Raw genomic sequence first — 21,994 nt, 5'->3', positions numbered from 1 at the left:
TTTCTGCCGCGCCGGCCAAGAACGCATTGTAACCGCAAAATTGTCAACAAAAGCAAAGGCCCGGACGGATGTCCGGGCCTTTGACAGATCGGGGAGTTTGGAACGGTCCGGGATGTTCCGGATCACTCGTCCTCTTCGGGCTGCTCTTCCGGCGGCGCCAGGCCTTCCAGGCCCTTGAGGAGCTCTTCCTCGGTCATGCGCTCGACCGCGACCTCGGTGTCGTCGGCATCGACGCTGGCGCCGGCCGAGCCGATCAAGGGCACGGTATCGGGCTCTGGCTCGTCGACCTCGACGAATTTCTGCAGGGAATGAACCAGTTCCTCGCGCAGGTCTTCCGGGGAAATAGTGGAATCGGCGATTTCCCGCAGCGAAACGACCGGGTTCTTGTCGTTATCCCGATCAACCGTTAGTTGTGACCCGGACGAGATCATACGGGCGCGATGTGCAGCCAGCAACACCAGGTCGAACCGGTTGTCGACCTTGTCAATGCAATCTTCCACGGTGACGCGCGCCATAGACTGTCGCTCCGTTATTTGGGGCCAAATATGTCGGTATTGGGGGATAGTTATAGTGGCGGAGGCCGTTTCGCAAGACTAAATTTGTGATTTGCCTTCCTAATGGGCTCTGATACCCCAGCTTCGGGGCCAGAATGGCCGGAGCGTCCAGACGCGGCGAGGTTGCCGTACAGGACAAGTAAATCTCTTCATTGCACTGTCAAAAGTCTAGGTTTTTCGCCCTCGCCTCACCATAATTGCAGTGGTGACTGTCGTGGGGCACGATTCACCGAACTTTAGGCAACAGACCTAGAAAGTGCGCGCGGTCGATAGCCGCTGCGCTAGAAAAGCTAACAACAACGTGAGAACCATTTGATGTCACCCGCTTCCAACAAGATTGCGCTCTTCATCGACGGCGCCAACCTTTATGCAACCGCCAAGACGCTCGGCTTCGACATCGATTACAAGCGCCTTCTCAAGGAATTTCAGAGCCGAGGGACGCTGTTGCGTGCGTTCTACTACACGGCGATCATCGAGGATCAGGAATACTCCTCGATCCGTCCGCTGATCGATTGGCTCGACTACAACGGCTACACCGTCGTCACCAAAGCGACCAAGGAATTCATCGACGCTTCCGGCCGGCGCAAGGTGAAGGGCAACATGGACATTGAACTTGCCGTCGATGCCATGGAACTCGCCGAGCATGTCGACCAGATCGTGCTGTTCTCGGGCGACGGCGATTTCCGTTCGCTGGTCGAAGCAGTGCAGCGTCGCGGTGTTCGTGTCACGGTCGTTTCGACCATTTCGAGCCAGCCACCGATGATCGCCGACGAACTGCGCCGCCAGGCCGACGTCTTCACCGACCTCGTCGAGCTGCAATCAAAACTGGGCCGCGATCCGTCCGAGCGCCCTGCCCCGCGCGAACCGCGTCATCACTCCCCGCAATTCCTGCAGCGCGCGACCACGGTGGCGCCGCGGGGCGGCGAGGACGAATTCGACGATTGAGAATGAGCCAGTACACTGCTAGAGCCTCGGTTCTGATTGAAACAGAACCGGGGCTTTTTGTTTTGATGCGCGTTCTTGACGCGAACCGGATCAGCTCCGGGGCCTGGTTTTCGCTCGAAGCGCTTTGAAACATGACTGGCCTACCAACTTCTGCCGAACCTGACCGCAACTGCCCGCTCTGCCCGCGGCTCGCCGAATTTCGCGCAGAAGCCCGCGCGAAGCAGCCGGATTGGCACAACTCACCGGTTGCTTCATTCGGCGATGCCAACGCGCAACTGTTGATTGTCGGACTGGCGCCGGGCCTGCAGGGCGCCAACCGCACCGGACGCCCGTTCACCGGTGACTACGCCGGCGACTTGCTGTATGCGACCTTGCTCGAATACGGCTTTGCCAAAGGCGTCTATCAGGCACGTCCGGATGACGGACTGAAGCTGGTCGGTTGCCGGATCAGCAACGCGGTGCGCTGCGTACCGCCGCAGAACAAGCCGTTGCCTGCCGAGATCAACACCTGCCGGCAATTCATGGTCGCGACGATCGCGACCATGCCGAAGCTTCGCGCGATCGTGGCGCTCGGGCGGATCGCCCATGAATCGACATTGAAGGCACTCGGCCTGCGCAATGGCGCCGCCCCCTTTGCGCACGGTGCCGTGCATGGCGTGGGCGCCGTCAGGCTCTACGACAGCTATCACTGCTCGCGCTACAATACGAACACGCGAGTGCTGACGCCGGAGATGTTTCGCAACGTATTTGCGAAAGTGCGGAAGGATCTGGATTCGTAGGGTGGGCAAAGCGCAGCGTGCCCACCACTGACGCCAACGATTTCGGAGAGGTGGTAGACACGCTTCGCTTTGCTAATCCGCCCTGCCGGCTATTGCCTTTGCCCCTGATAAAATCGAACCCGATAATCCTGCGGCAACACGTGTAGACGGCGGCGGAAAGCGCGCCGCAAGTGCTCTTCACTTTGAAATCCCGCGCGCGCCGCGATTTCCTTGATGCTGGCAACGGATTCTTCCAGCGCCCTGCGGGCGGCCTCGACGCGAAGCTCTTCCACCGCTTTGCCGGGCGTCCGGCCGGTCTTTTGCCGAAATACGCGCGCGAATGTGCGGGGGCTCATTCCTGCTCTTGCGGCCAGACTCTCCACGCGCAAATCACGGCCGAGATTATCCTGCATCCAGGTCGAGATATTTTCGAACGCCCTGTCTTCGGAAGCCTGCAGTGACAGCGGCACGCTGAATTGGGCCTGCCCCCCGGGTCGCTTCAAAAACACCACCAAACGGCGCGCGATACGCATGGCTTCGCGGTGTCCGAGATCATCTTCCAGCAAGGTGAGCGCAAGATCGATACCTGCCGTCACCCCCGCAGACGTCCAAATTCCGCGGTCGTGAACGAAGACCGGATCGACCAACACCGAAACGTCGGGGTATTGGGCGCTGAGCAGCTCGCAGGAGCCCCAATGGGTGACAGCGCGTCGCCCATGCAGCAGGCCGGCTGCAGCCAAAACAAACGTACCGGTACAGACGGAGCAGACACGTCTTGTGTTCGGCGCAGCCAAGCGAAACCATTCGACGAGCGCGGCCTCCGCAGAAGCACGATGAACGCCGGGCCCGCCACCGACGATGAGCGTGTCGATGTTGACGCGGTCGCAGTCGGAGAGCGAGGTTGTCATCACCTCCAGGCCGGACGAGGTTCGAACTGGCCCGCCCTTCAACGAGCAGATCTGCCAGACATAGGGCGCACGGCCGGCCTCGGCGTTTTCGCAGGCAAGCTCAAATGCCTGCAGCGGCCCGGCGAAGTCGAGCAGCAGGCAATCCTCAAAGAGAACGAAGACCAGACGGCGGGCTTGGGAACGAGCCATGAGCGGGCTTTGTCAGAGCAAATCTTGGCAGGAAATGCGTGTATTATGACATTTCGGCAAACCCGCCGGCCTGTCAACCTGCCTTCGTTCAAAACGGAGGTGCACCATGTCCGGCAAGCCGATCGACATCGGAATTCTATTCTTTCCCGGGATGACCCAACTGGATGTCACCGGACCTTTCGAAGTCTTTGCCCGCCTTCCGAACGTTCGCGTGCATTTGCTTTGGAAACGCATCGAACCTGTCATCAGCGACGTGGGCCTGCCGCTGTTGCCGACCACCATTTTCGCCGACTGCCCGGATCTGGACGTGTTCTGCATCGGCGGCGGCCCGGGGCTGGTCGACTTCCTGGGTGATGACGAGGTGATTGCGTTCGTTCGCGACAAGGGCGGATCGGCTCGCTACGTCACCTCGGTTTGTGCGGGCTGCCTGATCCTCGGCGCCGCCGGCCTGCTCGACGGATACAAGTCGGCCTGCCATTGGCTGATGAGTGAGCAGCTTGCCGCCTTTGGCGCCATCGCGGTCAACGAGCGCGTCGTGATCGACCGTAACCGCATTTCCGGGGGTGGTGTTACCGCCGGAATTGATTTTGGCTTTCAGCTCGCATCCAAGCTGTGCGGCGAAGACGTCGCGAAGAAACTCCAGCTTATGCTGGAATACCAACCGCAGCCGCCGTTCGATATCACGGTGCAGAATGCGCCGCCCGAACTGCTTTCCCAAATGCGCCTTGAGGCCGAACCCTGGCTTCGCAAGCGCGCCGCCGCGGTGCAGAAGGCTGCTCTAAAGCTCAAATCAAATGCGATGACGGTTGCTTGACCCGTTGGTTAGAGGGCCGGAAACGTGGCGCCACACTTGGAAAGATACCCGCATGATTTGGAACGGCCGCGCGAACCCGAGAAGAGCGATACTCAAGGTCGCTGCTCTTTTGATCTTTGGGGCACCAATCGGATCCTTCGCGGCCGCCCGCGCTGCCGAACTCTCCGGTGGCGTCGTCCGGATCGGCATCATCAATGACCAGACCGGGCCATTGTCCGATTTGAGCGGACCAGGGTCGATCGCTGCCGCCAGGATGGCGGCCGAGGATTTTCAGAAATCGGTGCCGTCGATCAAGGTCGAGATCGTCGCCGCGGACCATCAGAACAAACCGGATATCGGCGTAGGAATTGTCCGGAAATGGTTCGACGTCGATGGCGTCGACATGGTCGCCGACGTGTCCAACTCGGCCGTTGGCCTCGCCATCCAGTCACTGGCGCGCGACAAGAACAAGATTGCCGTCTATTCGGCCGTCGCGACCACCGAACTTAACGGCAAGCAATGTTCCCGAAACGGCCTGGCCTGGCTCCACGATTCCTACAATCTGGTGTCGGGACCGATCCGTACGCTGGTCTCGCAAGGCTACGATACGTGGTTCTTCATTGCGGCCGATTACGCGTTCGGGAAGAACATGGTGCTGGAGTCGCAGCGCGTGCTCGCGGCGACAGGAGGCAAGTCGCTCGGCGCCGTGTATCACCCGATCGGCACGGCGGATTATAGTTCGTTCATTCTGCAGGCGCAGGCGTCCGGCGCCAAGGCCATCGCCTTCGCCAATGCCGGCGAGCAGCTGGTGACCTTGATGAAACAATGGAACGAGTTCGGCATGAATACGGGCAGTCAAAAGCCTGTCGCCGAGCTGATGTTCATCACCGACGTTCATGCCATGGGCCCAAAAATTGCCAAGGGCCTGACGACCCTCACGGCGTGGTATTGGGCGTTGAACGACGAGACCAGGGCCTTCGCGCAGCGCTTCTACAAGCTTCGGGGCGCAATGCCCACGGCACCGCAAGCGGCGGTTTATTCGGGTGTCGGTCACTATCTGAAAGCCGTTGCAGAGGTTGGTACGGATGCAACGGATCCAGTGCTGGAAAAAATGCGTTCGATGCCCGTTGACGACTTCTACGCAAGGGGCGCGAAGGTCCGCGAGGACGGAAAGCTGGTGCACGACTTCTACCTTGTCCAGGTGAAGGATCCATCCGACGTCAAGGCCCCCTGGGAATACTATAACGTCCTCGAAAGAGTTCCGAGCGGCGACATTTACTCCGCGTTGGCTGATAGTGAATGCCCATTGATCAAACGGGCCCGTTGACAGGCTTGGCATAGAGCAGATTAGTTAGTTTGCCCACCCTACAAGACTAAGACACGCTTACGCCGGATTTTCCCTCAGCCACGCCAGCACGTCGGCGGCATTTCGGTCCGGCGGAAACACCGGATAGAAGACCTGAGTGATGCGGCCGCCATCGACGATCAACGCGAGCCGCTTGATCAGCGTCAGTCCGGCCACCTGCATGGTCGGCAACTTCAGGGCGCGGCTCAGCACCAGCTTTTCGTCCGACAGGACCGGGAACGGCAGGTGCAGCCGTGACGCCATCTCGGTCTGGTAGACGTTGTCCTGCGTCGAGAGGCCGAACACGTGGTTCGCGCCGGCGGCCTTCAGCTCCGCAAACAGGTCACGGAACGAGCAGGTTTGCGGCGTGCAACCGCGTGCGCCGGGAATCATATCCCAGTCGTCGACGAGGCTGATCTTGCCGGGCTCGCCGGTGCGAGGATAGGCGAATACGACGGTGCGGCCGGCAAGCGCGGACAGCGTCACCGAACGGTCGTCGGTGGCGAGCAACGTGACCGGCGGAATCATCGTGCCGGCCAGATGCACCGCCGCGCCGTCGTCCTCCGGCGCCGGAATCTTGCTCCAGTCGACTTCAAGCAGGTTGGACTGTGCCATGCCTCTTCCCTCCAGTGGCGAACAGCGAATGGCGAAGCGAATGGATGGGCCTCCTATTCGCTATTCGCCCGCTTCATCCTCTTGCTCGCATCAGGCGGCCTTTTTCCCGGCCCCAATCGCGCTTCTTTTCGGTCTCGCGCTTGTCGTGCAGCTTCTTGCCCTTGGCGATCGCCAGCAACAGCTTGGCGCGGCCGCGTTCGTTGAAATAGAGTTTGAGCGGAATAAGCGTCATGCCTTCGCGGTCGACCGCGCCCATCAGCTTGTTGATCTGCTTTCGGTGCAGCAGCAGCTTGCGTGGCCGTTTCGGCTCATGGTTGAAGCGGTTGGCCTGCAGATACTCCGGAATATTGGCGTTGATCAGCCAGATCTCGCCGTCCTTGGAATCCGCATAGGATTCGGCAATCGTTGTCTTGCCGTTGCGGATCGACTTCACTTCGGTGCCGGTCAGCGCGATGCCGGCCTCGATTGTGTCCTCGATCGCGTAGTTGAACCGGGCCTTGCGGTTTTCGGCGACAACCTTGATCGGGCGCTCGTTCTTCTCGGCCACGTTAGCCCTTCTTGAGGAGATCGCGGATCTCGGTCAGCAATTCTTCCTGCCTGGTCAGCTTCGGTGCGGGCACAGCTTCATCCTTGCGTTTGAGCTTGTTCATGGCGCGAATGACCACGAACAGCACGAACGCGATGATGAGGAAGTTCAGCGTCAGCGTGAGGAAACTGCCCCAGGCCAATACCGCGCCCTGCTTCTTAGCATCGGCAAGATTGTTGGCAGTCACCGCCTTCGACAGCGGCGTGAAATAGTTCGAGAAATCCAGACCGCCGGTGATCGCGCCGATGATCGGCATGATCACATCGCCGACCAAGGAGGTCACGATCGCGCCGAAGGCCGCGCCGATGATGACGCCGACGGCGAGGTCGACGACGTTACCCTTCATCGCGAATTCGCGGAATTCCTTCAGCATGTTGGCTTCCCCTCTTCGTTCACCGCGCGAGGTCAGCCGTTGGCCTAGTTGATCAGGCCGGCATGCACCATGGCGCTACGCACGGCGACCCGCGTCGGCTCGGACACCGGCACCATCGGCAGCCGCAGCTTCTCGTCGATCTTGCCGAGCAGCGACAGCGCGTATTTCACCGGCGCCGGATTGCTTTCGATGAAGAGGTTGTTGTGCAGCGGCATCAGCTTGTCATGCAGCTTGAGCGCGGTGGCGTGATCGCCCTTCTGCCATGCCGTGTGGAATTCAGAACAGAGCCGCGGCGCGACATTTGACGTGACCGAGATGCAGCCATGGCCGCCATGCGCCATGTAGCCGAGGATGGTAGCGTCCTCCCCCGACAATTGGTTGAAGTCCTCGCCCATCGCCGCGCGCTGCTGCGACACCCGGACCATGCTGGCGGTCGCATCCTTCACGCCGGCGATGTTCTTCAGTTCGAACAGCCGCGTCATGGTCTCGACCGACATGTCGATCACCGAACGCCCGGGGATGTTGTAGATGATGATCGGAATCCCGATCGCATCGTTGATCGCCTTGAAGTGCTGGTACATGCCTTCCTGGGTCGGCTTGTTGTAATAGGGCGTCACCACCAGCACGGCATTCGCGCCTGCCTTCTCCGCGTGCTCGGCGAGCTCGACGGCCTCCTTGGTCGAATTGGAGCCCGCACCCGCGATGACGGGCGCCCGCCCCTTGGCCTCGTCGATGCACCATTCGACGACGCGCTTGTGCTCGTCATGGCTCAAGGTGGGGCTTTCGCCGGTCGTGCCGACGGGCACCAAGCCGTGGGTCCCCTCAGTGATCTGCCAGTTCACCAGGCCACGGAAGGCGGCCTCGTCGAGCGAGCCGTTCTTGAATGGCGTGACCAAGGCGGTGAACGAACCCCGGAATTTTGTCTTGGCTGCCATGGGCTTCCTCCAAACGCTTAAGAAACGGCACGACCGAAACTGGATTTCAATTCATATCGGGTCTGGCGATCAGGCGAAAGGGCTGTGCCGTGGTGCCCTAGCGCTTTGTTTTGACGCTGTTTCTCGACGCGGACCGGTGCCTGAATAGCTCGGAAGGCCTATAGCCGCGATTTTGCCGCGGTGATGGCGCAAACAGGACCGGTCACGACGTTTTAGCATTTTGTCCACATATTCAATCAAATAGACCTAAGGCTGGAACGATTGAATGATTCGCCGCCGCAAAGGAACGCCGTGATCCCTTCCGCCCGCGCCGCCGCCTTGCGATCGACCGCACTGGCCACGAGTGTGGTGCTGGCCGTCGGACTGGCTACGTTCCCGCTGGATGCCTGGGCCAAGCCAAAAGTTCCCCTGCCGAAGCCGCGGCCGATCGCCCGCAACGTTGTTCCCAAATCCACTGCACAGTCCGCGGCACAGACCAGCACGACCGCCGCCCACGCCCCGGCGGCGGCGGCCCCTGTGGCGGCGGCACCGGCTGCGCCCGCTCCTGCGCCGCCACTTCTCGCGCCTGCGACCCGCCAGCATGCCGCCTTGCCGCCCCCGCGCAAGCACGTGGCGCCGGCAGCGGTAGCTGCGACGTCCTCGACGTCGCAGACCGACAAGGACGCTCTGGAAAGCGTCATCGAACTGGTGCGCAAGCAGAAGCCTGGGGACGCCACCCAGGCCCAGGCCGCGATATCGGATCCGGTCGCCCGCAAGCTCGCGGAATGGCTGATCCTGCGCAGCGACAACAATGGCGCCTCCGTGGAGCGCTATCGCGCCTTTGTCTCGGCCAATCCGAGCTGGCCGTCGCAGACCTTCCTGCGCCGGCGCATCGAGGCAGCCCTGTGGGACGACCGCCGCGACGACACCGCGGTCTCGTCCTGGTTCGGAAACGAATCGCCGATCTCGGCCAAAGGCAAGTTCGCGCTGGCGAAGGCCCTGCTCGCGCGCGGCGATCGCACCAATGCCGAACGGCTGGTCCGCGAGGCCTGGCGCCATGATGGCATGTCGGAAGACACCGAGAGCGCGGCGCTCGATATGTTCGGCGCATTCCTGACGGCGGGCGACCACAAGACGCGGATGGACACGCTGCTTTACGGCACCGAGCAGGAAGCCGGCGGCATGCGCGCCGCCAAGCGGCTCGGTTCAGGCCATGTCGCGCTGGCCAAGGCGCGCATCGCGGCCAACAAGAAATCCTCCAACCTCAAGTCGCTGCTCGATGCGGTACCACAGGAGCTGCACAGCGATCCCGGCTATATGTTCGCCAGGATCCAGTGGCTTCGCCGCGAAGAGAAATTCCACGAGGCTGCTCGGCTCATGCTGGCGGTGCCGAAAGATCCGAACCGCCTGCACAATCTCAACGAATGGTGGATCGAGCGGCGCCTCCTGGCGCGCAAGATGCTGGACGTCGGCGAACATCGCACCGCCTATCTGATTGCGCGAGACGCCGCACTTCCCTCCCGCGACATCTACAAGACCGAGCAGGAATTCACCGCCGGCTGGATTGCGCTGCGGTTCCTGAAAGATCCGGCAGTCGCCGCCCAGCATTTTGCGCGCATCGGTGTCGGCAGCGCGAACCCGACCGCACTGGCGCGCGCCGGCTATTGGCAGGGCCGCGCGGCGGAAGCGGCGGGCCGCGCACAGGAAGCCCGCGCCGCCTATGGCCGCGCCGCCGAGCAATCGACCAGCTATTACGGCCAACTGGCGCGCGCCAAGCTCGGCCTGCCGCAGCTCCAGTTGAACGGCGTGCCGTCCGGTCGCGGCCGCGGGGTCGAGCGGCTGGAAATCGTCCGCGCCGTGCAGTTGCTCTATGAACTCGACGAACGCGAGCTTGCAATCCCGATTTTGGCCGACTTGGGCGAGAATGGCGATCCCGATGCCCTGGTTGGCCTCGGCGAGCTCACCTCGCGCTACAGCGACGCCCGCGGCATGCTCCTGCTCGGCAAGGCTGCGCTCAACCGCGGCCTGCCGTTCGATCACTATGCCTACCCCGTCAACGGCATTCCGTCGTTCAAGCAGATCGGCCCCGAGGTGGAGCCCAGCGTCGTCTATTCGATCGCGCGGCAGGAAAGCGCCTTCAATCCGTCCGTGGTCTCGCCGGCCCAGGCCTACGGGCTGATGCAGGTGACGCCGGACGCCGGGCGTTATGTCTGCAAGCGGGCCGGCGTCAGCTTCGACCTCAACCGGATGAAGACCGACTCGGTCTACAACGCCACGCTTGGCGCCGCCGAGCTCGGCGGGTTGCTCGAGGACTACCGCGGCTCCTACATCCTGACCTTCGCCGGCTACAATGCCGGCCGCGGCAGCGTCAAAAAATGGATCGAGCGCTACGGCGATCCGCGCGATCCCAAGGTCGACGCCGTCGATTGGGTCGAGCTGATTCCCTTCTCCGAGACGCGCAACTACGTGCAGCGGATCATGGAGAACCTGCAGGTCTATCGCGCGCGGTTCGGCGGCGGGACCAGGCTCCAGATCGAAGCCGACCTGCATCGCGGCGCCAGCGTCGAATAAGCAGGATCCCAAGGTTACGCTTCCGCCGGCCCTGACGGAGATTGCGGAGCGCGAACTCTCAAATGCTGGCCATATGCACGCTATGGGGAATTCGTCGCTCCACGCGAATTCGCACGGACTGACGAACAGATTTCAAAGCTTCGGCGAGTATTCAGTTCAGGCCGCAACCAAATAAATTTGGGTGTTACCAATCCATCACGCCCCCCCGCCGGCTTGTGGCTTACTATCAAAGCCGTGACGAGTGATTCCGATTCCGAGATAGAAGCTGAATTGCGCATCCTGTTCGAGCAGAGAGCTGGGGACGTTGCATGGCCAAGATTCAATTCAACATCGGGAAATTCGGTTACGCAGCAGCGACTGCGGCGATCTTCCTTTGCCCTGTAGCCTCATATGCCGATGAAGGCGGCGTATCGTTTTGGGTGCCGGGTTTCTTTGGAAGCCTGGCAGCCACGCCGCTGCAGCCGGGTTGGTCGCTGGCGAATATCTACTACCATACCTCCGTATCCGCCGGCGCCGACGTCGCGCGTGCGCGCGAATTCACGCTCGGCAGGGTTCCGGCCAACCTTACAGTCAACGCAAATCTGAATTTGAATCTCAACGCCACCGGCAATCTGGGCTTTGTGATCCCGTCCTATACATTCGAGACGCCGGTGCTCGGCGGCCAAGCGTCGGTGCTGCTCATAGGAGCCTATGGCGTCGTCGGAACCAGCCTGGCGGGGACCTTGTCAGGCGTGCTCACGGGCCCGTTCGGCGGCACCGTCCCCTTCGCGCGGTCCGACAGCATCAGCGACACGACATGGGGCTTTGGGGATCTGATACCGCAATTCAATTTGCGCTGGAATGCCGGCGTCCACAACTACATGGCCTATGTCACGGGCGACATCCCGGTTGGCGCTTACCAATCCACGCGCCTGTCGAATATAGGCATCGGACACGGCGCGATCGACGCCGGCGGCGGCTACACCTATTTCAATCCCCAGACCGGCCATGAATTCTCCGGTGTGCTCGGCTTCACCTACAATTTCAAGAACACTGCGACGCAGTATCAGAACGGCGTCGACATGCATTTCGACTGGGGTGCATCGCAATTCCTGTCGAAGCAGGTCATGGTTGGCCTCGTGGGCTATGTCTACAAGGAGCTCGGCTGCGACAGCGGTTCAGGCGACCGTGTCGGCTGCTTCCAGTCCCAGGTGGTTGGCGTCGGTCCCCAGATCGGGTTCCTGTTTCCGGTTGGCGACATGCAGGGCTATCTCAATTTCAAGGCTTACGGAGAGTTCGCTGCGGAGAACCGGCCAGCCGGTTGGAATACCTGGGTGACCTTCTCTATCTCGCCGCCCGCGCCCGGAGCGCCTCCAACGACTAAACCCGTCGTCAGAAAATATTAGCATCGACCAGGCTGGCCAGTCGTCAGACGACACGCAAACCGCTCAGTCAACACCGGACCAAGGACGGATGTTGCGAATACGAGCACAAGCACGACATTGAGCATTCGATCGTCGAGCAGCCGTTGACCGGCCGCACCGAGCGTTTCATGCGCGACCAGCGTCGCGGCAAGCGTCGCGGCAACTTGTGGCAGCGTGAGCGACCAGACCGTGAGCTGTTCATTCCGGCTGTAGCCAAACGCGCGACCCACGCCCCAGGCGGCTATCCACTTGCCGATGAGCAGGGCACCGATGATGCTGGCAACGAGCAAGAAGTTGTCGAAAATCCCGTAAACAAAGGTGATCGGGTTGATCAGGAATCCGGTAACGACAAAGAAGATCGGAATGAACAGCGATTTAGCCAGAAACTCAAGTTTGACACTAGCAGGCGCGTGTTGTGCCGAGGCGTTGATGGCGAGTCCCGCAAGGAACGCACCCACGATGCCCGGCAGCTGGATCGCTTCCGCAAGCACGCCCGCGATGGCCATGATGCTTAGCATGAGCACAAAGTAAGCGTCCTCCTCGTCCTTGACGCGCTTGAGTACATAGGCGCCGAGGCGACTCAGGCCGAACAGGACCAGCAAGATATAGCCGGCGATCTCGGCCAACAGGAGCGCCAGACCAGACGGAGAAAAACCGGTCGTGTAAATCGAGACGCAAATAGCGAACACCACGAGCGACAGCGTGTCCGACATCACCGTGGCGCCAACCGCTACCGTCACCGGCTCCAGGCTGCCCAGACCGAGCCTGCTCACTATGCTTAGCCCCAGCAGTGTATGCGAAGCCAGCAGCGAACCGATCACGATCGCCGGAATCGCGGCGTAGCCGAATGAGAGCCCAACGATAGTGCCGAGCACCAGGGGAAACAGGGTCGTGGCGACGCCGAGGGCAATCGAGCGGTTTCGGGCGCGCCGAAACAGCTCAAGGTTGATTTCCAGGCCCGCAAAGAACATCAACAGCAGCTTACCCAATTCCGCCAGGAAATCTGCGATAGGTCGGACCTTGCCAAAGATGTCCAGAACATACGGCCCAACTAAAACACCGCTCAGCAGCAAACCTACAGGTACAGGAACATGCAATCGCCGGGAGAGTCGAGGGATGACGACAAGCATGACCATCCCCACCGCGAACTTCGCGAGCACCGGCATGGTGAAGAGGTGATCCCGGAGAAAGCTGATCGTGTCAGACAGCATATTCCGACAGTCCCTCCTCTCCCAGCGAGCACGTCCATGCGTGGAGCTCGGGTCAATCCACCATCACCTTGATCGAACTCGGACGTCAATCGAATGCAAAGATTCGTTTCCAGTCCTTCTTCATGTCGACCACGGTCCACTTGTTCACCGCCGCCGCGTCCAGCGCTACGTCGAGCTTGCCGAAATGCGAATGGCGATCGTAAGCATATTCGCGTTCCGCGTCGGTGTGGTGCACGATCAGGCCGAACCGCGCGCCACTGGCGCCGAGTGTCGCCCATTGCAGCATTTCGAGATCGCCGTCGGAGTTGCCGAAGGCTGCAATCGGACGGCGACCGATGTGTTCGTTGATACCGATCGGCTTTCCCGTCTTGTCGTCGATGAAGTTGATGTCGGGCAGCCGGAATAGCGTTGGCGCGCCGTCCTTCATCTCGAACCGGGTCTTGATCGATGAGCCGATGACCTGCTCCGGCGGAATTCCGTAGATCCGTTCGGTCCACGGCCGCATGAACTCGATGCCGCCACCCGACGCGATGAAGGTCTTGAAGCCGCTGGCGCGCAGGTAGGCCAGCAACTCCAGCATCGGCTGGTAGACCAGTTCGGTATAGGGTCGCTTGAATCGGTGATCACGCGCGGTCGCCAGCCAATCCGTGACGATCTTCTCAAACTCTGCCGTGGTCATGCCGGCATGTGTCACGGCGATGATTTCGACCAATCCTTTTTCGCCTGAAGCCGCAAGCGCCTTGAGATCGCCGTCCAGCACCGCCGCGAACGGCTGCTTGGTCTTCCATTCCGGATGCATCGGCGCAACCGCCTTCACCCGGTCGAGCGCGAAGGCCAATTGAATATACATCGGCTGCTCGATCCAGAGCGTACCGTCATTGTCGAAGGTCGCGATGCGCTGGTCGACCGGGACGAAGAAAGGCCCGCCTTGCGTCGTGACGCGGGCGACAAAGTCGAGGATCGAGGCCTTGGTCGCCCCCTCGTTCCAGGACGGAAGTGGATCGCGTGCCTGTGCCAGCGCGGAGGTAGAGCGGAACGAGGCAGAGAGCAAGGGGAGCATCGCCAGCGACGAGAGGAGGACGCGGCGGTCCACGAGCGGAAATCGCACGATCGGTTTCATGGTCGATCCCTTTAGGTTCGTACACCAGCCAGTTTTCGATCATCAATGCTGCGCGCAAAGGCGCATGCATGGCTCGTGCAGTCCTCAGTAGCAGGGCGGGTAAGGATAGTAGCCGCAGTAGGGATAGGCGGCATTTGCTGCCGCCGCACCCAGCGCGGCCCCACCCACCGCGGCGGCACCGACCGCTGCAGCACCGTAGCCTCCGCGATACCAGGCGCCGCGCGCGACGTAGGGACGACGCCAGGCGCCGGCTGCGCCGACACCCCCGACCCGCGCGTAGCCGCCGTGGAAGCCGGCAGCGTGGAAACCGCCCATGCCGCCCGCGTGGAAGCCGCCGCCGTGGAAGCCGCCGAAGCCGAAGCGGTCGATGAAGAGCGCCGCTGGCCCGTCGCCGCCGGAAAGATCGCCTTCGAGCACATCGACATCGAAGGTCAGCCGGTCGCCCTCGAGCTTCGCGGTCTTCAGCACCACGACGGCATCGCGGATCTTCGACCCGTCCGTGCTGAACACCGAGACGGTGGCGTTCGGCGGATCCTTGGTAAAGCTCTCATCGCTGGTATTGTTTGGCGACCATTCCTCCATCAGGTTGGTCGTGAGCGAATGCCCTGCCGCCCGCACCGGGCGGTCCGCGAAAACGATCGAGTTGGACGCTACACCGGTGAGCGTCAATTTCCCGCCCTGCAGGCTGGCGCCGCGGGCGTTCATGACGATCAAGGACGGCACAATCTCCGGCTTGGCTTGGCCGATCGTCTTCTGCAGCGGCTCGTGCTGCGGCGTCGAAGGCGTGGTCTGGGCCAGCGCCGGTGTTGTCCCGCAGAGCAGGAGGGCGATGATCGTGCAGCCAACTCGACTCTTGGTGATCATGATAAAACTCCTTGCGTTTCGCTACTTGCGTTCAATCGGAGGCGTGCCGAATTCAATTGCTGGACGGCGGATTCCTTAGCTTTTCCATTGCCTGCTCGACGGAGAATGAACCCGGTCGTTGCCTCGGCGGAAACTGCTGGAAGCTCATGAGATGCTGCCCCACGATCGCCTGAGCGGGGACGAGCACAAAGGCATGCTCCACGAACCACCGGACGTAATCGCCGGCTTCATGCTGGGCTCGCTCGAACGGGTCGGATCGGAGGTTAAACAGCGACGGCAAACGAAGTTGAATCATCGGCTGCGCCCACACGTCAAACCCATGGGCCTTCTGTTCCATGAATACCGCCTTCCATTGGTCGTAACGAAGACCGGCAAGGTTGCCGTCGTCAGTCCAGTAGAAGAATTCGCGGCGCTTGTTGGCGCCCTTGCGGGCGAGAAGGTCACGCTGGTCGTACCCGTCGAGGTGGACCTTGAAGTTCTTGCCACCGGCATCGTAGCCCACCAGCAGCTTTGTCTTGACGTCGGGCTCGCCCGCCGCCGCGACCAGCGTCGTCGCCCAGTCCTCTGCCGAAAAGACGTCGTTGATCTCGGTTCGCGGGGGCACCAGCCCGGGCCAGCGCACCATCGCCGGCACGCGATAGCCACCCTCCCAGTTGGTGTTCTTCTCGCCCTTGAACGGCGTGGTTCCGCCGTCGGGCCATGAGAATGTCTCGGCGCCGTTATCGGTTGTGTAGATAACGATCGTGTTGTTGGCGATGCCGAGATCGTCGAGTTTTTTCAGTAATTGCCCGACTTGCCCGTCATGCTCCACCATGCCATCGGGATAGATACCAAGGCCGGTTTTTCCCTGGGACTCAGGCTTGAGGCGAGTCCAGATGTGCATGCGGCTCGAATTGAACCACACAAAGAACGGCTTCTTGTCGCGATTGGCGCGGTCGATGAAGTCCACCGAGGCGTTGAGGAATTCCTCGTCGACTGTCTCCATGCGCTTCTTGGTGAGCGGTCCGGTATCCTCGCACTTCTGCTTGCCCCATGGGCCGAAGCGCGGATCGTCGCCCGGTGTGTCGACGGTGGTCGCCACGCATTTCATGACGCCACGCGGACCAAACTGCGCCCTGAATGCCGGATTCTTCGGATAGTCCGGGTGCTCCGGCTCGTCCTCCGCATTCAAATGATAGAGGTTGCCGAAGAACTCGTCGAAACCGTGCACCGTGGGCAGAAATTCGTTGCGGTCGCCGAGATGGTTCTTGCCGAACTGCCCGGTCGCATAGCCCTGCGGTTTGAGTAGATCGGCAATCGTCGGATCCTTTCCCGACAGGCCTTCCTTCGCGCCCGGCAGGCCCACCTTCAAGAGTCCCGTGCGCAATGGGCTTTGGCCGGTAATGAACGCGGCGCGACCTGCGGTGCAGGATTGCTGTCCGTAATAGTCGGTGAAGATCGCGCCTTCGTTGGCGATGCGATCGATGTTGGGCGTGCGGTAGCCCATCATGCCGCGATTGTAGCCGCTGATGTTCCAGTAGCCGATGTCGTCGCCCATGATGACGAGGATGTTGGGCTTCTGTTGTTGTTGGGCGGAAAGGGGCGTGACCAGCGTCGTCGCGGCAGCGAGCGATGTGAGAAGACCGACACAAGCGTTCCTGACGATGCTCATGATAGGCAACCTCCCGATTCACTCAGCGCGTTTATCGCTAACCTGTCGTGTGCGGACGCCCGTGAGGGCGTCCGCCTAGTCGCATCATGCTCGTCTCACGCGGCTAGTCGCTGGCGTGGCGGCTGTTCTTGACCTGCTCGAGGACCTGACTGAGATTGTAGGTTTCCGGCGGCTGCAGCGGCGGGAACTTTTCGTAGGTCAACAAGTGCTCCAGCCACAGCCGCTGGCCGATTGGCAGCATGTTCCAGTCGTACTGGAAGGCGGTCGCCGGGGCGCCGAGTGCACCGCCCATGCTCATCGCCGACTTCTGGTCGGTGCCGACGCTCTGCTCGAAGGGATCACGCTTGATGTTCTGGACCAAGGTGAAGTGGAAGGGGATCAGAGGCAGGATCCACCCGGCCGGCCCGGGCTGCGACATGGTGTAGTACATCTTCCAGTTCTTGTAGCGCACCGCCGACGGCGTTGAGCCTGAGAAATAGAAGAAGTAGTCGCGTGCCGATTTGGCCGATTTGCCTTCCAGGAAGTCACGCTGGTTGACGCCGTCCAACGTCGTCTTGACGATGCCGGGATACCGGCCCGCCTCGATCTGCTGCTTCAGTTCGTCACCCTTGGGCCCGCCGCCGATGTCGGTCAGCGTGGGTACCCAGTCGAGAGCGGCGAACAACTGGTTGTGCACCGTGCCCGGTTTGATGACGCCCGGCCATTTGATCACCATCGGCGCGCGGTAGCCGCCTTCCCAGGCCTCGCCCTTCTGGCCCTTGAACGGGGTCACGCCGCCGTCCGGGAAGGAGATCGCCTCGGCACCATTGTCGGTGGTGAACACAACGATCGTGTTGTTGGCTTGGCCCATATCGTCCAGTTTCTTGAGGACGAGACCGATGTTGTCGTCCATCTGCTTCATGCCGGCTTCGTTGGTGCCCCAGTCCTTGCCGCCGCGCTCGCCCAGCATGGCCTCGTACTTCGGCGACAGAACGGTGACGACGTGCATGCGCGCCGGGTTGTACCAGACGAAGAATGGTTTGTTGGTCTTCTTCGGGTCGTTGCGGTCGAGGAACTCGATGACCTTCGTCGAGATCTCTTCGTCCACCGTCTTGGAGCGATCCAGCGTCAGCGGGCCCTCGTCAGCGCACATCTGGTTCTTGCTCGTGCCGTCCGAGGACTTGCACGACAGAACATTGCGAGGGGGCGTGAGGCACAGCGTGGTCTTGGGATCCACGGCACCGGGCACTTCCGGGATACCGGGAATCGGCGTGTTCCGGCAAGGCGGCGCAACTGTCTGCTGGAGCGGCGTCTTGTTGATGTCGGGGAAGCTCACCCCCTGCATTGCGTCGAGGTGGTAGAGATAGCCCCAGTATTCCTGGAAGCCGTGCGCGGTCGGCAGGGAATCGGTGTGGTCGCCCAGATGGTTCTTGCCGAATTCGCCGGTGTTGTAGCCGAGATCGAGCATGAACTTTGCGATCGCCGGCGTGCCGGGCCGCAGATAGGACGGGCTTCCGGGGAGCTGTGGCGGGATCATGCCCGTGCGCAGCGGATACATGCCGGTGAAGAAGGCGTTGCGGCCGGAGGTGCAGCTCTGCATGGCCACATAGTCCGTGAACATCGCACCTTCCTGCCCGATGCGATCGATGTTGGGCGTCTCGCCGACCATCAGGCCGCGATGGTAGATACTCGGCTGCATCCAGCCGATGTCATCGCCCATGATGAAAATGATGTTGGGTTTCTGCGCCGGTTGCTGAGCTGGCTGCGCCGGCTGCTGAGCCGGTTGCCGAGCCGGCTGCTGTGCGGTTGCCGGCGTGCCGGCCAGCGGCATCATCATCGTCGCGCTCAGCAGGACAGCGCATGAACGCTCAAGCAAACAACGCGTCTTGCGTGGCGGTGTTGCAATTAATGGTGGCTTGGCAGCGAATATGGTACTCAACATAGCTTCGCTCTCCCTTTTTCATGATGCATCAGAGGCTTCTCGCCTGATGCATCGAAAGCCAAGATGACTGGTGGAAGTATCGACCGGCTCTGCGTGTCGCGCAGCCGGCCGGTAGCGTCGGCAGTAGTTCGGCGCGCACAAATGCGAGCCGCCTTTGATGACCTTCTGTGGAATCTTCACGTTAGTCGTTCGGGGGTCGTAGCTGTTGTCCTCGCGCCCGCCGCGCGGGTTCTTTGGAATGCAGCAGGCCTTCGCCGCATCCGCCTGATGCTTTGGCGAATACCAGTCGGCAGTCCATTCCCAGACGTTGCCGATCATGTCGTGCAACTCATAGCCGTTGGGCGGGAATGCACTGACCGGCGAGGTGCGCTCGAAGCCATCGGCATTGGCATTCTGCCGAGGGAATTCTCCCTGCCAGGTGTTTGCCATGTGGCGGCCGGCCGGTGTGAATTCGTCGCCCCACGCGAATTCGGCGTCGTCGAGCCCACCGCGCGCTGCGAATTCCCATTCCGCTTCGGTTGGCAGATCCTTGCCAGCCCATTTGGCGTAGGCGAGCGCATCGCTGAAGGCCACGTGCACGACCGGATGATCGTCCAGCCCACGGATGTTGCTTCCGGGTCCGTAGGGATGCCGCCATTGCGCGCCCTTGGCGAAGGTCCACCACTGGCTGAAATCACGGAGGTTGACCGGGTGGTTGGGCGGCAAGAACATCAGCGAGCCCGCGTAGATCATATGCGGGAGCATTCCCGGATAATCCTTGGGGTCCGGTGTGATTTCGGCGACGGTGATGTGTTTGGTGGCCCTTACGAATTCCCTGAATTGCCGGTTCGTCACCGGATAGCGGTCCATCCAAAAACCGTCCACCGTGACACGGTGCGCCGGCGCTTCTTCGGGATAATGCTTGTCCGACCCCATGCGGAAAGTGCCACTGGGTATCCAGATCATCCCATCAGGCTGCGAGGAGAAGTCATCAACCGTGACATCAGCCTTAGCCGTGGAGGCAGAGAAGAGCGCCGTCATGTCACCCCCGGTGATCATCGCGGGATGCCGGCCAAGGGCCATTCCTGCGAGCATGAGCGCCATTTCACCCGCTGGGAAACCGGCGATCTTGATCTAAATCAATACGTCTAATTGCGACCATCCTTTCAATGCGCAGCCGCCGCATAACGGTGGAGATCTGGCATCCCAATCTTCCGTACAATTACACCAGGTCCTGCTCAATCTCGTTATGAACGCGATGCATGCGATGATCCCTCAACGCGTGAAGCGTTGCGTAGCCTCTGTACCGGGGCGTCATTCCAGTTTTGTAGCGACCTCTGGCCGAACAACCACAGGCTTTAGACCTCGATACTGATTTGCTTGGCTTGGTGCTCGCGCGCTTTAGCGGACGACGCGTCTGCTACGCAGCCTGCGGCCGCTTCGCGCCGCGAGGCCATACGCCTCGCCAGCGCTCCTATCCATCGAGCTTGCGGCGGTCGCACCGCGCGGCGCGCATGCACGATCAACCGGCCGGTAGCAGACCAGCACGCGGCAAAGAAAAACCCCCGGCAGTTGCCTGCCGGGGGTTCTCCGAGTGCTTCAAGTCTTTCGGGATCAGAAGTTACGCTGAGCGCGAAGCTGTAGCAGATACGTGTTCTGATCCTTGAACTCGTAGAGAGCCGTCGGCTTTGGAGCAGTCGCGGCGAACACGGAACTGCCCGACATCTTCTGGTCCAGGTGCAACCACTGCGCTTCGGCCGAGAACGTCAGGTTCTTTACCGGAGTCCAGCGCGTAAGAAGGCCAAGCTGCGAGACATTGAAGTCGGGATTACAGGAATATGCGCCGGCGGCATTGCCGACCAACGCCTGGCCTGGATGGTTGGCCGCGAATGCCGCACAATAGGCGCCCTTGGCCGAGGTTGTTCCCGCACCCCCCAGGTTGTCGTTAGCTCCACCATCATATCGTACGCTGGAGTAGCCTCCAAACAAGCTGGTCGACCAGTATGGGTTCCAGTTGTGATTGAACGCACCACGGAAGCCCCAAGCCGTCGTGAGCTTGATGCCGTCCGTGCCGCCAGCGCCAGGAAGATAGACGCCGTCAGTGGTCGCACCGAATCCAACGCTCTGATAGGCGGATCCGCTGCTGCCGAACATCGCAAAGCTGGGCGAGGATCCGCTTACACCGAGCACATTCTTGGTGTCGCCCTTTGCATAGGACACATCGAACTTGATGTCGTCGCCAGCACCGGTCGGGAGGTTCTTGATCTGCAACGCGGCCATCACCGAACCGCCCCACTTTGATTCGGGGTGGCCAGAGATTTCCGAAAATTCGTTCGCCGCACCCAGGGTCAGCGAGTTGTACGAAGCGTTAACTTCATGCAGCGCGCCTGAAATCTGGAACAGACCCCAGGCCTGATCGACACGGATTCTGCCGACGACGTCGGGAGCATGCACGCCCGCATAGGCGTTGGTGCCGACTCCGTTCGCGTTAAGACTCGCGAGCGTAACAACGCCGGCAGCCGAGGTCGTGGCCAGGTTGAACACGTTGGTGCGGTTGAAGGAGAGCGGATCGTCCAGGCCGATGCTGGCCGACACGCCATTGCCGAACTCAGCGGTGTACTGGATGTTGTTCAGGCCGGTGTCGGTGTTGTTGCCGCCGAGCAGGCTCGCACTGAGGTTGCCCGGGTAACCGTTCCAAGGGGTCGAGTAGGCCGAAGAAGACTTACCGAAGGTGAATCCGGCGAACTGGATGAAGAGATATTCGGTGTTGATCTGCTGCCCGTTGCTTGTGGTTCCAACGTCCCTGACGCTGCCGCTCGGCGAGGTGAACGACCAATCCAACTGACCGAAGGTACGGACCACGCCATATTCGGTGGCGGTGCGGGTATCAACGGTGAACGCCATACGTGAACGGGAAGCGAAGGAGTCGCGATAGCGATTTCCCTGGCCCAGATCGCCATTCCAGGCCGGCTGGCCGTGCGGTCCGCCGTTGAACGTGGTGTCGACACGCAGGTAGCCACCCAGCTTGATGCAGGTATCCGTGCCGGGGATGTAGAAGAAACCAGCACCGTACAGCGAGCAGACCCTCACGTACTCGACCGCCTTTGCCTTGACCGGAAGATCGGCCGCCTGCGCCGTGCCGACGGCGAAAATACCAGCGACCGAGCCAAGGATAAGTTTTTTGAACGTTGTCACTTTGTTTGTTCTCCTTTTGCGTCTGCAGGCTTTTGGATGCAGCAGCATGTTTATATGGCTGAAGGAATACCGCCAAAATCTGAGTCGGAGCGTGACATG

At 61.2% G+C, this 21,994-nt stretch carries 19 protein-coding genes; 6 read left to right on the top strand and 13 right to left on the bottom strand.

All coding sequences use genetic code 11. The annotated features are described in order from the left end of the window. Window positions 1-122 precede the first annotated feature (122 nt). On the bottom strand, window positions 123-515 hold the full coding sequence (rpoZ, locus tag V1286_RS12350; protein WP_024512695.1) for a DNA-directed RNA polymerase subunit omega: 393 nt from the start codon (window positions 513-515) through the stop codon (window positions 123-125). 354 nt (window positions 516-869) lie between these two features. Between rpoZ and V1286_RS12345 the strand changes: the two genes are divergently transcribed. Together V1286_RS12345 and V1286_RS12340 are read left to right on the top strand one after the other, a co-directional pair. Then, window positions 870-1,499 carry a LabA-like NYN domain-containing protein gene (locus tag V1286_RS12345; RefSeq protein WP_108517696.1) on the top strand — a complete coding sequence of 210 codons (630 nt, stop codon included), beginning with the start codon at window positions 870-872 and terminating at the stop codon, window positions 1,497-1,499. 131 nt (window positions 1,500-1,630) lie between these two features. Further along, window positions 1,631-2,278, top strand: coding sequence for a uracil-DNA glycosylase (locus tag V1286_RS12340; protein ID WP_334479875.1), 648 nt, complete (start codon window positions 1,631-1,633; stop codon window positions 2,276-2,278). Between the two features lie 89 nt (window positions 2,279-2,367). Here V1286_RS12340 and V1286_RS12335 read toward each other — a convergent pair whose 3' ends face one another. Then, a complete protein-coding gene (locus V1286_RS12335; protein ID WP_334479874.1) occupies window positions 2,368-3,354 on the bottom strand; it encodes a GlxA family transcriptional regulator in 987 nt (328 codons plus the stop codon). A 106-nt stretch (window positions 3,355-3,460) separates the two neighbouring features. Here V1286_RS12335 and V1286_RS12330 point away from each other — a divergent pair, with 106 nt between their 5' ends. Together V1286_RS12330 and V1286_RS12325 are read left to right on the top strand one after the other, a co-directional pair. Next, window positions 3,461-4,168 (top strand): DJ-1/PfpI family protein, encoded by a 708-nt coding sequence (locus V1286_RS12330; protein ID WP_334479873.1) that lies wholly within the window; start codon window positions 3,461-3,463, stop codon window positions 4,166-4,168. Window positions 4,169-4,220: 52 nt separating this feature from the next. Continuing rightward, complete coding sequence (locus V1286_RS12325) at window positions 4,221-5,474, top strand: ABC transporter substrate-binding protein (protein ID WP_334479872.1); 1,254 nt, start codon at window positions 4,221-4,223, stop codon at window positions 5,472-5,474. Between the two features lie 57 nt (window positions 5,475-5,531). Here the strand turns inward: V1286_RS12325 and V1286_RS12320 are convergent, their stop codons facing one another. The 4 genes from V1286_RS12320 to dapA all read right to left on the bottom strand — a co-directional run bounded on the left by V1286_RS12320 (window position 5,532) and on the right by dapA (window position 8,001). After that, on the bottom strand, window positions 5,532-6,107 hold the full coding sequence (locus V1286_RS12320) for a peroxiredoxin (RefSeq protein WP_334479871.1): 576 nt from the start codon (window positions 6,105-6,107) through the stop codon (window positions 5,532-5,534). A 73-nt stretch (window positions 6,108-6,180) separates the two neighbouring features. Further along, window positions 6,181-6,654: an SsrA-binding protein SmpB gene (smpB, locus tag V1286_RS12315; RefSeq protein ID WP_247786057.1), complete on the bottom strand. Its 474-nt coding sequence runs from the start codon at window positions 6,652-6,654 to the stop codon at window positions 6,181-6,183. Window position 6,655: 1 nt separating this feature from the next. Continuing rightward, window positions 6,656-7,066, bottom strand: a complete 411-nt coding sequence (gene mscL / locus V1286_RS12310) for a large conductance mechanosensitive channel protein MscL (RefSeq protein ID WP_334479869.1) — start codon at window positions 7,064-7,066, stop codon at window positions 6,656-6,658. 44 nt (window positions 7,067-7,110) lie between these two features. Beyond that, window positions 7,111-8,001: a 4-hydroxy-tetrahydrodipicolinate synthase gene (gene dapA / locus V1286_RS12305; RefSeq protein ID WP_334479867.1), complete on the bottom strand. Its 891-nt coding sequence runs from the start codon at window positions 7,999-8,001 to the stop codon at window positions 7,111-7,113. A 294-nt stretch (window positions 8,002-8,295) separates the two neighbouring features. Here dapA and V1286_RS12300 point away from each other — a divergent pair, with 294 nt between their 5' ends. Further along, window positions 8,296-10,551 carry a lytic transglycosylase domain-containing protein gene (locus tag V1286_RS12300; protein ID WP_334489642.1) on the top strand — a complete coding sequence of 752 codons (2,256 nt, stop codon included), beginning with the start codon at window positions 8,296-8,298 and terminating at the stop codon, window positions 10,549-10,551. Window positions 10,552-10,859: 308 nt separating this feature from the next. Further along, window positions 10,860-11,936: a SphA family protein gene (locus V1286_RS12295; protein WP_334479865.1), complete on the top strand. Its 1,077-nt coding sequence runs from the start codon at window positions 10,860-10,862 to the stop codon at window positions 11,934-11,936. On the opposite strand, the gene V1286_RS12290 is transcribed toward V1286_RS12295, so the two are convergent. From V1286_RS12290 to V1286_RS12260, 7 genes are all read right to left on the bottom strand, one after another. Beyond that, window positions 11,933-13,165 carry a cation:proton antiporter gene (locus tag V1286_RS12290; protein WP_334479864.1) on the bottom strand — a complete coding sequence of 411 codons (1,233 nt, stop codon included), beginning with the start codon at window positions 13,163-13,165 and terminating at the stop codon, window positions 11,933-11,935. The genes V1286_RS12295 and V1286_RS12290 overlap by 4 nt on opposite strands. An 85-nt stretch (window positions 13,166-13,250) precedes the next feature. Next, window positions 13,251-14,225: an HAD family hydrolase gene (locus V1286_RS12285; RefSeq protein WP_334489639.1), complete on the bottom strand. Its 975-nt coding sequence runs from the start codon at window positions 14,223-14,225 to the stop codon at window positions 13,251-13,253. Window positions 14,226-14,369: 144 nt separating this feature from the next. Continuing rightward, window positions 14,370-15,149, bottom strand: a complete 780-nt coding sequence (locus V1286_RS12280; protein ID WP_334479863.1) for a hypothetical protein — start codon at window positions 15,147-15,149, stop codon at window positions 14,370-14,372. Between the two features lie 52 nt (window positions 15,150-15,201). Beyond that, entirely contained in the window at window positions 15,202-16,800 is a 1,599-nt protein-coding gene (locus tag V1286_RS12275) for an arylsulfatase (RefSeq protein WP_334479861.1), read from the bottom strand. A gap of 103 nt (window positions 16,801-16,903) precedes the next feature. Continuing rightward, window positions 16,904-18,499, bottom strand: a complete 1,596-nt coding sequence (locus tag V1286_RS12270; protein ID WP_417021250.1) for an arylsulfatase — start codon at window positions 18,497-18,499, stop codon at window positions 16,904-16,906. 240 nt (window positions 18,500-18,739) lie between these two features. Continuing rightward, window positions 18,740-19,795, bottom strand: coding sequence for a formylglycine-generating enzyme family protein (locus V1286_RS12265; protein WP_334479858.1), 1,056 nt, complete (start codon window positions 19,793-19,795; stop codon window positions 18,740-18,742). Window positions 19,796-20,314: 519 nt separating this feature from the next. After that, window positions 20,315-21,895: a porin gene (locus V1286_RS12260; RefSeq protein ID WP_334479857.1), complete on the bottom strand. Its 1,581-nt coding sequence runs from the start codon at window positions 21,893-21,895 to the stop codon at window positions 20,315-20,317. Between the last annotated feature and the right edge of the window lie 99 nt (window positions 21,896-21,994).

It is taken from the genome of Bradyrhizobium algeriense (genome assembly GCF_036924595.1).
Lineage (GTDB): Bacteria > Pseudomonadota > Alphaproteobacteria > Rhizobiales > Xanthobacteraceae > Bradyrhizobium > Bradyrhizobium algeriense.
The sequence above is the reverse complement of the archived record's forward strand: the minus strand, read 5'-3'. Positions and strand labels throughout refer to the sequence as shown.